10 protein-coding genes and 3 pseudogenes are annotated in these 13,414 nt (G+C 70.9%); 10 read left to right on the forward strand and 3 right to left on the reverse strand.

The window, feature by feature from the left end:
* Positions 1-89 precede the first annotated feature (89 nt).
* Positions 90-1,721 (forward strand): MFS transporter, encoded by a 1,632-nt coding sequence (locus OG226_RS07400; RefSeq protein WP_443066874.1) that lies wholly within the window; start codon positions 90-92, stop codon positions 1,719-1,721.
* 58 nt (positions 1,722-1,779) lie between these two features.
* On the opposite strand, the pseudogene OG226_RS07405 reads toward OG226_RS07400, so the two are convergent.
* Positions 1,780-1,944: pseudogene (locus OG226_RS07405) on the reverse strand (superoxide dismutase); the annotation flags it as partial.
* Positions 1,945-2,111: 167 nt separating this feature from the next.
* Between OG226_RS07405 and OG226_RS07410 the strand changes: the two are divergent.
* From OG226_RS07410 to OG226_RS07420, 3 genes are read left to right on the forward strand one after another with little or no spacing between them, the layout of a single operon-like run.
* Entirely contained in the window at positions 2,112-3,464 is a 1,353-nt protein-coding gene (locus tag OG226_RS07410; protein ID WP_443066875.1) for a flavin-containing monooxygenase, read from the forward strand.
* Positions 3,461-4,342, forward strand: coding sequence for an SDR family NAD(P)-dependent oxidoreductase (locus OG226_RS07415; RefSeq protein ID WP_329348344.1), 882 nt, complete (start codon positions 3,461-3,463; stop codon positions 4,340-4,342). The genes OG226_RS07410 and OG226_RS07415 overlap by 4 nt, the downstream gene beginning before the upstream one ends.
* A complete protein-coding gene (locus tag OG226_RS07420) occupies positions 4,339-5,751 on the forward strand; it encodes an aldehyde dehydrogenase family protein (RefSeq protein WP_329348345.1) in 1,413 nt (470 codons plus the stop codon). The genes OG226_RS07415 and OG226_RS07420 overlap by 4 nt, the downstream gene beginning before the upstream one ends.
* Positions 5,752-5,797: 46 nt before the next feature.
* Here OG226_RS07420 and OG226_RS07425 read toward each other — a convergent pair whose 3' ends face one another.
* The gene (locus OG226_RS07425) at positions 5,798-6,874 is read right to left on the reverse strand and encodes an AraC family transcriptional regulator (RefSeq protein ID WP_329348346.1); all 1,077 of its coding nucleotides are present in this window, start codon (positions 6,872-6,874) and stop codon (positions 5,798-5,800) included.
* Positions 6,875-7,006: 132 nt separating this feature from the next.
* Between OG226_RS07425 and OG226_RS07430 the strand changes: the two genes are divergently transcribed.
* From OG226_RS07430 to OG226_RS07440, 4 genes and pseudogenes are all read left to right on the forward strand, one after another.
* Positions 7,007-8,197, forward strand: coding sequence for an MFS transporter (locus OG226_RS07430; RefSeq protein WP_329348347.1), 1,191 nt, complete (start codon positions 7,007-7,009; stop codon positions 8,195-8,197).
* An 87-nt stretch (positions 8,198-8,284) separates the two neighbouring features.
* Positions 8,285-9,889, forward strand: coding sequence for a purple acid phosphatase family protein (locus tag OG226_RS07435; protein WP_329348348.1), 1,605 nt, complete (start codon positions 8,285-8,287; stop codon positions 9,887-9,889).
* A 482-nt stretch (positions 9,890-10,371) separates the two neighbouring features.
* A pseudogene (locus OG226_RS51525) lies at positions 10,372-10,752 on the forward strand (LLM class flavin-dependent oxidoreductase); the annotation flags it as partial.
* Positions 10,753-10,900: 148 nt separating this feature from the next.
* A complete protein-coding gene (locus OG226_RS07440; RefSeq protein WP_329348349.1) occupies positions 10,901-11,077 on the forward strand; it encodes a hypothetical protein in 177 nt (58 codons plus the stop codon).
* Here OG226_RS07440 and OG226_RS07445 read toward each other — a convergent pair.
* Entirely contained in the window at positions 11,031-11,879 is an 849-nt protein-coding gene (locus OG226_RS07445) for an AfsR/SARP family transcriptional regulator (RefSeq protein ID WP_328675925.1), read from the reverse strand. The genes OG226_RS07440 and OG226_RS07445 overlap by 47 nt on opposite strands.
* 331 nt (positions 11,880-12,210) lie before the next feature.
* Between OG226_RS07445 and OG226_RS07450 the strand changes: the two genes are divergently transcribed.
* Positions 12,211-12,504, forward strand: a complete 294-nt coding sequence (locus OG226_RS07450; RefSeq protein ID WP_329348350.1) for a carbohydrate ABC transporter permease — start codon at positions 12,211-12,213, stop codon at positions 12,502-12,504.
* A gap of 139 nt (positions 12,505-12,643) precedes the next feature.
* A pseudogene (locus tag OG226_RS07455) lies at positions 12,644-13,317 on the forward strand (carbohydrate ABC transporter permease).
* Positions 13,318-13,414 lie beyond the last annotated feature (97 nt).

Here is a 13,414-nt window from a genome sequence, read left to right on the forward strand (position 1 = left end):
TGCGTTGGAGATTGTCCATGGCGGAGCTGATCCTGGGGCGCGTGCCTGTTCGAGTTCGAGGGCACCGCATTCGAGAAGGAGAGTTCCCCGTGAACGTCACGACCCCGGCGAGCGGGCGGCCCGATCGGCGGGCGGCCACCCTCGTCATGGCCTGCCTCGGCGTCTTCGTCGCCTACTTGCCGGTGACCACGGTCGCCGTGAGCCTGCCCGCCATCCAGACGGCACTGAACGCGTCGACCTCCCAACTGGCCTGGGTCCAGGACGCGTTCGTGCTGCCCATGGCCGCGTTCATCCTCACCGCCGGCGTCTTCGGCGATGTGCACGGACGCAAGAAGGTCTTCCAGGCCGGCCTGTTGTTCTCCGCCGCCGGTGCGGCCGTGGCCCTGTCCGCGCAGTCGGTCCACGTCCTGTGGCTCGGCCAGGCGTTGGCCGGTCTCGGCGCGGCGACCCTGCTGCCGACGACCCTGGCGCTGATCAGCCACGCGGTGCCCGACCACCGGGAGCGCGGCAAGTTCATCGGCCTGTGGGCGACCGCGCTGATGGCGGCGCTGGCCGTCGGCCCGCTGATCGCAGGCGTCATCCTCGACCACGCCGCCTGGCGCTGGATCTACCTCGTCTCCGTCCCCGTCCCGCTGATCGCGCTGGGCGTAGCCGCCCGCCTGCTGCCCGACTCCCGGGCCCCGCACGGACGCAAGCTGGACTGGCCCGGCCAGCTCACCGCCGCCCTCTCCATCACCGCGCTGGTCTACGGTGTGATCGAGGGCGGCGCCGGTTCCTTCACGGACGTCAAGGTCATGGTGGCGCTGTTCACCGCGGTGGTCGGCGGGGTCGCGTTCGTCCTCGCCGAGCGACGCAGCGACAGCCCGATGCTGGACCTGACGCTGTTCCGCAGCCCGGCGTTCACCGCCACCACGCTGGTCGCGATGATCGCGTTCCTGGCGCTGATCGGCTTCTTCTTCCTCCTCAGCCTCTACTTCGGTCTGGTGCAGCAACTCGACACGCTCCAGGCGGCGTTGCGGCTGCTCATGGTCACCGCGGCGGCGATCGTGGTCGGCCAGCCGGTCGGCCGGCTGATGCACCGGGTCACCCCGCGCGTCCTGATCACCGGTGGTCTCCTGGCCATCTCCGGCGCGCTGTTCGCGCTGACCGGCGTCGACGCCGACACCTCGTTCGCGTCCATCGCCTGGCGGCTGGCGCTGCTCGGCCTGGGCATCGGGACCGTCATGACACCGATGACCGCGACCGCCGTGGCCTCCGTGCCGTATCACCAGGCGGGGATGGCGGCGGCCGGAAACAACGCGTTCCGCCAGGTCGGCGGCGCGCTCGGCCCGGCCGTCCTGGGCGCCCTGCTCACCACCAAGGCCCTCGACACCCTGCCCGGCCACCTCACCGACGCCGGGGTGACGGGCGCGACGCGGCAGAACATCGTCTCGACCGCCGACACGGACGGCCTCGGCGCCGTCGCCCACATGAACCTCGGCCCGGACACCGGCCGGGCCCTGGCCGCCCTGAGCGACTCCTTCCTCGACGGCATGCGCCTGTGCCTGGTGGTGGCCGCCTCGCTGACCCTCCTCGCCGCCCTGGTCTGCGTGCTGTTGCTGCGCCGCCCACGGCAGGTCTCTTCGTCTACGGCGACTCCGGTGACGGAGGGGAACACCACCGCCTCCGGGACACCAACAGCCTCCGCCGCAGCGGCAGTTGAATCGGCCCCGAACCGCTGAGGCACGAACTACCCATGGGCGGGGCCCCCGTTGCGCGTCTTCGGGGCCCCGCCCGCTGTCACCTCGGATCGACACGGCGACAGCGGTGAACGCGGGCGGCGGTCGTAGGGACGTCGAAGCGCGGGTCGGTGATCGTACGGCGCAGGGTCGCGGTGCCGACCTTGGCATCGAGGCCGAACACGCCGATCCGGTTCAGCCCGTTCTGGACGACGTACGGCATTCGCTCCGGACCAGTCGGGATGCGCGCGCCCCGACGCCCGCCCGACGCCCCTGACCGCCCCTCGGCCGCTGAGGTCCCGTCCCTGGCCGCGCGGGTCAGTTCCCGCAGCTCAGCGAGTGCATACGTTTCCTCCACCACCCGTCGAACGGGACGACCGAGGAGGCAGGCTCGTGAAGGAAGACAGCCGGTTGGACACATGTGTGATCGGGGCGGGGCCCGCCGGGCTGGCCGTCGCCCGGGCCCTGGCCGAGCGGAACCTGCCGTACAGGCATCTGGAGCGGCACACCGGGCTCGGTGGTATCTGGGACATCGAGAACCCGGGCGGCCCGATGTACGAGTCGGCCCACTTCATCTCCAGCCGGACCCTGTCGGGCTTCGGCGGTTTCCCGATGCCGGACCACTTCGCGGACTACCCGCCGCACCGGCAGATCCTGTCGTACCTGCGGTCCTTCGCCGACGCCTACGGACTGACGGACCGGATCGAGTTCGGCGTCGGGGTGGAGAGCGTCGAGAAGAACGCGGACGGCACCTGGACGGTCGTCCGGGCCGACGGGCAGGAGAGCCTGCACGGGCAGGTCGTGGTGTGCACGGGCTCGCAGTGGCACCCCAACATCCCTGAGATTCCGGGGGAGTTCAGCGGTGAGGTCCGGCACACCGCCGGATATCGCAGTGCGGAGGAGCTGCGCGGCAAGCGGGTGCTGGTCGTGGGCGCGGGGAACTCCGGCTGCGACATCGCCTGCGACGCGGCCCGGACGGCGGACCACGCGGTGATCAGCATGCGGCGCGGGTACTGGTTCATCCCGAAGCACCTGTTCGGGATGCCGGTGGACACCATCGCCAACAGCGGCCCGCACCTGCCGATGTGGCTGGCACAGCGCGTCTTCGGCGGACTCCTGCGGATCGTCAACGGCGATCCGACCCGCCTTGGCCTGCAGAAGCCGGACCACAAACTCTTCGAGACCCACCCGGCCATCAACTCCATGCTGATCCACCACCTCCAGCACGGCGACATCACCGCCAGGCCCGGCATAGCCCGCGCCGAGGGCAGCACCGTGCACTTCACGGACGGAACGAGCGACGCCTTCGATCTGATCCTGTTGGCGACGGGCTACGTCCACAAAGTCCCGGTCGCCCAGCGGTACTTCGGCGACGAGCAGCATCCCGACCTGTATCTGTCGTCGTTCTCACGCGAGCACCGCGGCCTGTTCGGGATCGGGTTCGTGGAGACCAATTCCGGTGCCTACCAACTCTTCGACAGCCAGGCGCAGTTGATCGCCGGGTATCTGAACGACGCGCGTCACGATCTGCCCAGCGCCGAGCGGTTCACCCAGATGATCCGCGCCGACCGACCCGATCTGTCCGGCGGCCTGAAGTTCGTCGCCTCGCCGCGTCACACCGGTTACGTCGACAGCGGGGCGTTCGTGAAGTACCTCGGCAAGGTCGCCCGCCGGCTGGGCTGGCGCACCGAGGGCCAGGCACCGCCGGTGCGGTCCGCCGCCCAGCGCGTGGAGGCGACGGCATGAGCGGGAGGTTCGACTTCACCGACAAGGTCATGCTGGTCACCGGCGGCGCGGGCGGCATCGGCAGCGCGCTGTGCCACCGCTTCGCCGCGGGCGGCGCGCGCTGTGTCGTCGTGGACATCGACGAGGTCCGCGCGGAGAAGGTGGCCGCCGAGCTGCCCGGCGCCGGACACACCGGCATCGGCTGCGATCTGCTCCAACGCACCGCCGTGGAGGGGCTGTTCGAGCGGATCGCCGATGACTACGGCCGTCTCGACGTGCTGGTGAACAACGTGGGGATGACCAGCTCCGAGCGCTTCGACGTCCGCAGTGTCGAGAGCATCGAACGGGAGATCACCCTCAACCTGACCTCCCCGCTGGTCGCGACCCGGATCGCGATTCCCCTGCTGAAGGCCTCCCGGGACGCCCGCGTGGTCACCACGGTCTCCCTCGGCGGGATCTTCCCGCTGGGCGAGACCCCGATCTACACGGCGTCCAAGTTCGGGCTGCGCGGCGCGATGCTCGCCATCGGCCTCGACCTGCGGAGCAAGGGAATCCTGGCCGGGTCGGTGCTGCCCTCGGCGACCGACACCCGCATGCTGCGCCAGGAGGCCGTGGACGGCGGCAACTCCATGCAGTTCCAGGACCAGCCCCAACAACCCGCGAACGTAGTCACGGCCGTCGTGAGCCTCCTCGACAGGCCTCGTCTGGAGGCCTACCCCCGCTCCGGCGAGTCCCGTCTCGTGCGGTGCGCGATGCTCGTACCGAACCTCCTGCCCCGGATCTTCCCCCTGTTCCGCAAGCGCGGCGACCGCGGCATGGCCCGCTATCTGGAGGAACTCCGCCGCCGCGGACTGGCTCGACAGACCGACGGGCGCTGGGAGTTGGTGGAGGAAGCATGACCACGAACGCGACCCTGACCGTCGTCGCCCCCGCCACCGGCGAACCGATCACCACCTTCCCGGCGGCGAGCGCCGACGACATCACCAAGGCCGCCGAACAGGCCCAACTCGCCTACGACACCGGGGCCTGGTCACGCCGACCCGTCCGCGAACGTGCCGCCGTACTGCTTCGCCTGGCCGACCTCATGCAACGCGACGCCGAGCTCCTCGCCCGGCTGGACAGCGAGGACGCGGGCAAGCCGATCACGGAGTGCCGTACGGGGGACGTGCCGGGCGCGATCGAGTCGATCCGCTGGTTCGCCGAGGCGGCGGACAAGGTCTTCGGCCGGATCGCACCGAGCGGACCCGACGGCCTGGGCCTCGTCACCCGCGAACCGGTCGGCGTGGGCGCGGCGATCCTCCCCTGGAACTACCCCTTGGCGATGGCCAGTTGGAAGATCGGCCCCGCCCTCGCCGCGGGCAACTGCCTTCTGCTCAAACCCGCCGAGGCGACCCCTCGTTCGGCCCTCCACCTGGCCGCCCTCGCCACCGAGGCCGGCCTGCCCGACGGCGTGCTCACGGTCCTCCCCGGCTACGGCGACGAAGCCGGTGCGGCCCTCGCCCGCGACCCCCTCGTCCAGGCCCTCTCCTTCACCGGCTCCACCGCCACCGGCCGCCACATCCTCAAGGCCGCCGCCGACAGCAACTTCAAGCGCGTCTCCCTGGAGATGGGCGGCAAGAGCCCCCAGATCCTCCTGCCCGACGCACTCTCCTACGGCGACGAGCTCATCGGCGACATGATCGAGGCCGCGTTCCTGACGATGGGGCAGAACTGCACCGCCGGTTCACGGGTGTTGGTGCACCACAGCATCGCCGAGGAGGTCGTGGAGCGGTTCACGGCAGCCGCGCGGGATCTCGTCATCGGCGACCCGGCCGACCCGCGCACCCAGCAGGGACCGCTCATCAACCGCGCCGCCTTCGACCGGGTCGCCGGCGCCGTGGACGCCGCTCGGGCGGCCGGCGCCCAGATCCACACCGCGGGACTCCCCCACGGGCTGCCCGCGCGCGGCGCCTACTACCCGCCCACGGTGATCACCCGCGTGCCCGCCGAAAGCGCCGTACTCACAAGGGAGTTGTTCGGTCCCGTGGTCACCGTCGAGACCTTCGGCCCGGAGGACGAGGCGGTGCGGATGGCCAATGCCACCGAGTACGGGCTCGCCGCCTCCGTCTGGACCCGCGACCTCGACACCGCGCTGCGGCTGGCCCGGCGCATCGAGGCGGGCGTGGTCTCCGTGAACGCGTACAGCGAGGGGGACATCACCACCCCGTTCGGCGGCTGGAAACAGTCCGGGTTCGGTGGCGCGGAGAAGTCGACTGACGCCTTCGACCAGTGGACGCGGGAGAAGACGGTCTGGATCCGCACCCGTTGACCCGGCCGACGGACGAACCCGCCCTGGATCCATACCCGTCGACCGGTCACTCGCGGTGCGCCGCCGCCCGGAGCAACTGCTCCCGCAACTGGACCGGCGAGGTTCCGTGCCAGCGGCGTACCGCGCGGCGCAGGGCGCGTTCGTCGGAGAATCCAGCACGGCGGGCGATCTCACGGAGTGTCAACTCCGGGCGGAGCAGCAGCTGTTCCACGCGTTCCCGGCGTACGCCCTCGGCCAGTGCCTCGTACGTCGTGCCGCAGTCGGCGAGCCGACGGCGCAGGGTCCGTTCGCTCGTCGCGTGCCGTCGGGCCTGTTCGCCGAAGGACGGGATCACCGGGAGGCTCTGCGCGACGGACACCTCCAGGACTTCGAGGAGGTCCTGTTGGTCGGTGCGGGAGGCGAGTTGGGCGTCGAGGGTCTCCAGGGTCGAGGCGTAGGTCACCGGGTCGCGCCCCGGCATCCGGGCGCGGGCCCATGCGGGGTCGATGACGATGCGGTCGGCCGGGGCGCGGAACCGGACCGGGCAGCCGAACAGGGCGCCGTAGAGCTCGCGTCGGCGGGGTGGCGGTGAGGCGAACTCGACCACGCGCGGGGTGAAGTCCGGGCCGACGGCGAGTCGGGAGAGGGTGACGACGGAGGCGAACCCTTCCTCGATCAGGAAGGTCGCCACGCTCGGGTCGACGGCGGGGTCGGGGAGGTCGGCGCGCAGGACGAAGGCGCCGTCCTCGTCCAGGGTCGACCACACGGTCATCGCGCCGGACAGGTTCTGGTACTTCACGCCGGTCTCGATGGCGTGCCGGAGTGTGTCGTCGGCGAGTAGTGCGAAGCCCAGCAGGCCCCAGGCGGTGAGGTGTTGGGCCGCGCCGACCCGCAGGCCCAGTCGCTCGTCGCCGGTGAGTTCCACCGCGCGCCGGATCACCGCGCTGCCCTGGCGGTACGACACCCGCAGTGCGGCGGAGCGCATGAGGGTCTCGTCCAGGCCGACCTCGCTCAGCAGGGGCCGTAGGTCGATGCCGCGTGCGTCGGCGACGACGACGAGATAGCGCAGGATGTTCGGCTGGATCGTCGCCGACGTGCTGCGGCTGGTCCCGGGCGGGTCCGCCGGTGCGGGGGCAGGGAACATCGCACTCACCTCCTCGTGGGCGACCACCGTAAGCATCCGGACGGCAGCGGTCGTACGGGCTGGCCGCCGAAGTCCCCTCAACGGCCCCCGGCGTCCTGCGTCCGCCCCGCCACCGCTGATTACGGTCTGCGCATGTCAGTCAGTACTCCGGGCCGGGCCCGTGTCGGGCGCCCCGCCGACAGGGCCGGTGCCCGAAGGGCGACGACCCTCGCGTTCGCCGCGCAGGGCCTGTCCGTCGCCGCCGTGTACACGACCGTCCCCGCCGTCACCGAACACCTGAGGCTCTCCCCGCTCCTGACCACCGCCACGCTGGTCGGGGTCGCCCTGACCGCGGGAGTCGGCAGCTTCCTGGGGCTGGCCGCGGTCCGCGTCGCCGGTCCCGTCGCCACGACGCGCGGAGCGCTGCTCACCGCCGCCACCGCGCTCACGCTGGTCGGCTGGGCGCCCGGCACGGCGACCGTCATCTGCGCGTACGTCCTCTTCGGCCTCGCGGCCGGCACCCTCGACGTCGGGATCAACACCCGGGCCGCCGCGGTCGAACGCGCCTACGGCCGTAGCGTCTTCGGGTCGTTCTACACGGCGTGGAGCGTGGGTGGTGTGCTCGCGGCACTGCTCACCGCGGGGGCGGCCCGGCTGGACCGGCCGGTGGGCGAGGGCCTGGCCGTGCAGGCGGGCGTGCTGTTGGCCGTCGCCGTCTGTCTGCGCACGCACACCCTTCCCTCCGTCCAAGTGCCGTCCGCGCAGCCGCCGTTGGAGCGCGGTCTGTGGCTGCGGCTCCTCCCCTTCGGGCTGGTCCTTCTTGTCGTCTACGTCGTGGACTCGACCGTGTCCGCGTGGTCGTCGGTGTATCTGCGCCAGACCCTCGACGCGTCGCTCACGGTGGCGCCGATGGCGTACGCGGCGTACCAGGCGGGCACGGTCGTCGGGCGGGCGACCGTGGACCGGCTGGTGCAGCGGGTCGGTACCGTCGCCGTCGTGCGCACGGCCGCACTGGTGGTGGCGGGTGCGCTGGTGGGGATGGCGGCGGCTCCGAGCTGGCCGGTCGCCGTACTCGCGGCGGGAGTTGTGGGGCTGGGGGCGTCGGTGCCGGCGCCGCTGTGTCTGGCCTCCGCCGCGCGGTTGCGGCCCGCCGCCTCGGAGACGGTGCTCGCCCGGCTGAACCTCTTCAACTACGCGGGCGTCGTCACCGGCGGCGCGGTGAGCGGGCTCCTCGGCTCCACCGGCGAGTTCCGGCTCGCGTACGCGGCACCGGCGGCGCTCGCGGTGCTCGTCCTGACCGGTGCCCGCCACTTCACACGGCCACCGGGAACATCCGAGACATAGGAAACGAGCCAGGCAATGGGCGGGATATGGCCATCCCATGGACAGGCCGCAATCGGTCGTTCAACCGGCGCTGCCAGCGTCGCACCCATGAACACTCCTCGCATGGGCCTTCCCGACCGGCTCGCCGACACCCTGAGCATACCCGAGCAACACGCATACCTCCGCCGCGCCTTCTCCCGCCGCGGTCTGCTGCGCGGTGGCGCGGTCGCCGCGACCGGCGTCGCCCTCGCGGGCGGCACCGCCGGTGCCGCGGTGGCGGCGACACCCACGCTGGTGCCGGGTTCCGCCACATCCACCGTGCACGGTTCGCTGGTCGCGCCGTTCGGGCGGCACATCGCCTACGGCGCCGATCCGCGGACGCAGATGCGGGTGTCGTGGCAGGTGCCGCTCCCGGTCAGGAAACCCTTCCTCCGGATCGGCCGCAGCCCCCTCGACCTGAGCCACCGCATACCGGCGGAGGTGCGCGACCTGTTCACGCCGACCGGGATCGGCAAGAGCGCGGACATCGACCAGTACTACGTGCACGCCGCGTTGGACAACCTGAGCCCCGACACCACGTACTACTACGGCGTCGGCCACGACGGCTTCGACCCGGCCGACGCGGGTGCCGCGCACACGGTCTACTCCTTCAGGACCGCGCCCCGGACGCACAGCACCCGGCCGTTCACGTTCACCGCCTTCGGTGACCAGAACCCGAGTTACACCTCGATCGGTCTCAACGCCCTTGTCCAGGCGCAGAATCCGGCGTTCCATCTGCACGCGGGCGACATCTGCTACGCGGAGGAGACCGGGCACGGGCTGCCGGGCGACGCGAGCAACTACGACGCCCGCCAATGGGATTCGTTCCTCGCACAGATCGAGCCGCTGTCGAGCCGGGTCCCGTGGATGGTGGCGTTCGGCAACCACGACATGGAGTCCTGGTACTCCCCCAACGGCTACGGCGGCAACGAGGCCCGTTTCGCCCTGCCCACCAACGGCTTTGACGCCACGTCAGCTCCCGGTGTCTACTCCTTCGTCCACGGCAACGTGGGCGTGGTCTCGGTCGACGCGAACGACGTGTCGTACGAGATCCCCGCCAACAAGGGCTACACCGGCGGCAAGCAGACCGCGTGGCTCGACAGGCGGCTCACCGAACTCCGGGCCCGGACGGACGTCGACTTCATCGTCGTCTTCCACCACCACTGCGCCTTCTCGACCACCAGCTCGCACGCATCCGAGGGCGGGGTCCGCGAGCAGTGGGTGCCGCTGTACGAGAAGCACCAGGTGGACCTGGTGGTCAACGGCCACAACCACGTCTACGAGCGCACCGACCCGGTCGTCCAGGACAAGGCCGTCCGGACCCTGCCCATCGGCGGCACCCACGAGCCGACCCGCGGCGGTGTCGTGTACGTGACGGCGGGCGCGGGCGGCGAGAGCGTGTACAGCTTCCCCGTCGCCGACAGCTACGAGGGCCACGAGGACGCGATCGACTCGGTGCCGACGTACTGGACGGGCAAGGACGGCCAGGTCACCGAGAACGTCGACTGGTCCCGGGTCCGCTACACCGGCTACTCGTTCATCCGCGTCGACGTCGAACCGGCCACCCCCGGTCGTACGACGACCCTCACCGTGCGGGCACTGGCCGCGACCGGCGCCGAGGTCGACCGGTTCACGGTGTCCCGCAAGGTGAAGAAGGCCGGGCACGGCTACTGACATACCGGATCCGAACCATCGCGATGCCGTTTCCGAAGCGGCTCTCCCCAGCCTGGGAGATGTCGGCGTACCTCGCCGGCATCGACTGAGGAAGGAGACCTTCATAGCCAAGGACATCGAGTCCGTCGACGCCGAGTTCGTCCTGTCGCCGCAGGGCATGGAGATCGAGACCCCCACCAGCTCCATCGTCCTCAGCTGCAGCTCCCGCGGTATCACCAGCTGCTGACCGCACCTGAACTCGGCGGTCCCGGACGGCATCGGCCAGGCGCTGTCGGACTTCGGTTCGTCGACGACGTTCATCGTCATGCCCCTGGTGCTGCCGGCGGCGGGCTACTCCGCCACGGTCGCCGCGACCATCGGCACGCCCTCCCTGGTCGTCGCCCTGGTGACCCGGCTCCCGGCCGGCTACCTCAGCGACCGCTACGACCAGCGCACGCTGAGGCTCCTCTGCGACCTGCTCCGGATGGTCGCCCAACCACGCCCCCCACGTCGTGGCCGAACAGTTCGCCACACTGGGCGCCCTGCGCCCCGGCCGCATCGACCTGGGCCCGGGCCGCTCATCGAGCACGGCGGGCACCGGGACCTACGGCGCGCTGCCGAAGGCCGCGCTCCGACGCGACGACAGGGCGACGACCGAGTTCCCCGCCCTGATCGACGAACTGACCGGCTTCCCCGACCCGTTGACGGAGAACCACCCGGACGACTCGACCCTGTTCCCCTCCCCCCGGATCCCCGCACCGCCCGAGCTCTACGTCCTGGGCGCAGGCGAGAGTTCGGCCCGCACCGCCGCCGAACGCTCGCTGCCGTTCGTCTACGGCCATCACCTGGGCCGCTCCAAGTGCCGCCCGGCGACGGTGGAACGCTACCGGGAGGCGTTCGTCCCGGTTCGCACGATGCCCGGCCCTACGTCATCGCCTCGCTCAACATGCTGTGCGCGGAGAGCGACGACGAGGCCGTGCCGCCGGCCCGGGACGAGTTCCTCGCCCACAGGTTCCTGGAGGACCAGCAAGGGTGGTGCACGGCGCCCGGAACACGGTGGTGAAGGCCATCGACCATGTCGCGGGCACGCTGGACGCCGACGAGATCATGCTCGTTCCCATCGACCTCACCGGAACGGAACGCGGCCGGACCCCGCGGACGCTCACGGGCCCACGGGCGCCGACCTCGCCGCCCGCCCCGGCCGGCTGACCAGGTCCGTGCCGCCGGTCAGCATGGAGCGGTACAGGGCTTCGAGGACCGGGCTGGGGCCCAGGCCGAACTCCCCGGCCAGGAGCTGCCGGTACTCGTCGTAGACGGCGAACGCCGCGGTCTGGCGCCCCAGTTGGAACAGCGTGTTCATGTGCGCGGCCCGCAGGCGTTCGCGGTGCGGATGCAGCACCGTCAGATCGGCGATCGTGCCGACGACCGCCCGCGCGTTGCCCAGCGACAACTCGGCCTCCGCCCAGTCCTCGTAGACCTGGAGGTACTGCTTGTCGAGGTGGTCGGCCTCGTCGGACAGGGGTCTCGAACATCGGAGTTCCGGCAGCGCGGGCCCGCTCCACAGGTCCAGTGCCCGGTTCAACAGCCGTGCGGCTACGGCGAGTTCGCCACCGTCCGCCGCCTCGTGTCCGGCCGCGGCGAGGTTCCGGAACCGCAGGAAGTCCAATTCCTCCTCGCCCACCGACAGCAGATAGCCGCCCACCCCACGGACCAGCCGTCCACCCGCGCCGCCGCTGTCGTCGAGAAGTCTCCGCAGCGCCCAGACGTACACCTGGACGTTCTTCCGGGCCGTCCTGGGCGGTCCGCCGTCCCACAGGGCATCCGTCAACACATCCACGGAGACAAGGGTGTTGGGACGGCACAACAGCATGGCGAGAAGCATGCGCTGCTTGAGCGGCCCGAGCGGAAGGGGCCCTTCGTCCTCGCCTCCGCCGGTGACGGACAGCGGACCCAATACGGAGAACCGAACCTGGCCGGGCCGCTGATCGGCCGCCCCTGCATGCATCTGCATCCCCAACTGTCGGACCACAGGACGAAAGAGTGATCCCCGGAACCGCACCTGTCGCGTCCGGTTCCGTTGAACGGAACCGGACGACCGGTCGGCTGCTCCGCTCCCCTCCTTGCCGGGCAGCTGACCAACGTGGAGACCCCCGGCAAGAACCCCGACAACGCCTGGCGGGACGCGGCGCCAACACTGGTGCCCCGCGCGGGCGTCGGCGGCGGCACGTGCCGCCGCATCTCGCCATCTCGCCGTACTACGTGGGGTTCCAGCAGTACCGCCGGCTGCTGCACGACTCGGTGTTCCGGCACTCGATCCTGAACACCTTCGAGATCCGGTCCATGTGGACGGGGCGAGCAGCAGGCAGACCCTCTTCCGGGTGCTGGTACCGCAGTTGAGGCCGGTGATCCTCTTCGCGGTCATCACGTCCACCATCGACGGCCCGCAGATCTTCACCGAGTCGCAGGTGCCCTTCCACTCGGACGGCCCCGGCTCCACCGGCGGCCCCGGCCAGGAAGGTCTGACCATCGTGCTCCATCCCTGGCAGAAGGCCTTCAACGACCACCAGTTCGGCTACGGCGCGGCGATCGGCTGGTCACTGTTCGCTCTCGTCGCGCTGTTCGCGATCATCAACTGACGGCTGGTGTCCGGCTCCGGGCGCGACGACCGTCCTCGTCTCGCCTGGCGCGAGGGAGCCCGCGACGGCCGCCGGCCGGACGACCGCCGTCGGCGCGGGACTCGCGACCGGTTCCGGCAGCAGGCGCTCCCGTGTCGCCGTGCGGGTGTTGCTGCTGCTCGGTGTACTGGTGTCGCTGTTCCCCTTCCGCCGGCTCGTGGTGATGGCGTCGATCACCACGCGGGAGATCCTCCGGTTCCCGCCCCGGCCGGTGCCGGGCACCCGCCGCCTGGAGAACATGCGGCAGGCGATCCACCGGATCGATTTCTTCGGTTCGCTGTTCAACACCGTCGTCGTCTCGGTGGCGGGCACGGTACCGGTGCTGTTCTTCGACTCCCTTGCCGCGTTCGCCTTCGCCAAGTACGAGTTCCCGGCGCGGAAGCCGCTGTTCGGCATCCTGTTCGCGACGTACATGATTCCCGGCCGGCTCTCGCTCGTGCCCAGTTCGTCACCATGGCCGCCTTCGGCTGGGCCGGTTCGCTCAAGGCCCTCGTGATACCCGGGCGGCCAACACGTTCGGAATACTCTGGATGCGGCAGTATGCCCAGAACTCACTGCCCGACGAACTCCTGGACGCGGGGCGGATCGACGGGGCCGGATTCTTCCGCCTGTACTGGCAGGTGGCCCTGGCCAACCTCGACGTGGCCCACGACACCGACTACGCGGTGGTGATGGCCGGTGTCCCGATGTGCGTGATCCCGCTGATCGTGGTGTTCCTCGTCGGCGCCCGGCACTTCCCGCGCGACCCTCGCGGCGGGCGCCACGAAGATGTGACCCGAAGGCGGCACCCGAAGGCGTGACGGGAAATGCCGTGATTGCCTCGCCGCCCCGTGCCCTATGGGCGACAAAGTGGCTTTCTTTCCGCCCGCTG

It is taken from the genome of Streptomyces sp. NBC_01261 (genome assembly GCF_036226385.1).
In the GTDB taxonomy this organism is placed as follows: domain Bacteria; phylum Actinomycetota; class Actinomycetes; order Streptomycetales; family Streptomycetaceae; genus Streptomyces.

Bases quoted from the DNA above. Each gene is read 5' to 3' on its own strand.
- OG226_RS07415 (WP_329348344.1), top strand. From the start codon at position 3,461: ATGAGCGGGAGGTTCGACTTCACCGACAAGGTCATGCTGGTCACCGGC.
- OG226_RS07420 (WP_329348345.1), top strand. From the start codon at position 4,339: ATGACCACGAACGCGACCCTGACCGTCGTCGCCCCCGCCACCGGCGAA.
- OG226_RS07425 (WP_329348346.1), bottom strand. From the start codon at position 6,874: ATGTTCCCTGCCCCCGCACCGGCGGACCCGCCCGGGACCAGCCGCAGC.
- OG226_RS07430 (WP_329348347.1), top strand. From the start codon at position 7,007: ATGTCAGTCAGTACTCCGGGCCGGGCCCGTGTCGGGCGCCCCGCCGAC.
- OG226_RS07435 (WP_329348348.1), top strand. From the start codon at position 8,285: ATGAACACTCCTCGCATGGGCCTTCCCGACCGGCTCGCCGACACCCTG.
- OG226_RS07445 (WP_328675925.1), bottom strand. From the start codon at position 11,879: ATGCAGATGCATGCAGGGGCGGCCGATCAGCGGCCCGGCCAGGTTCGG.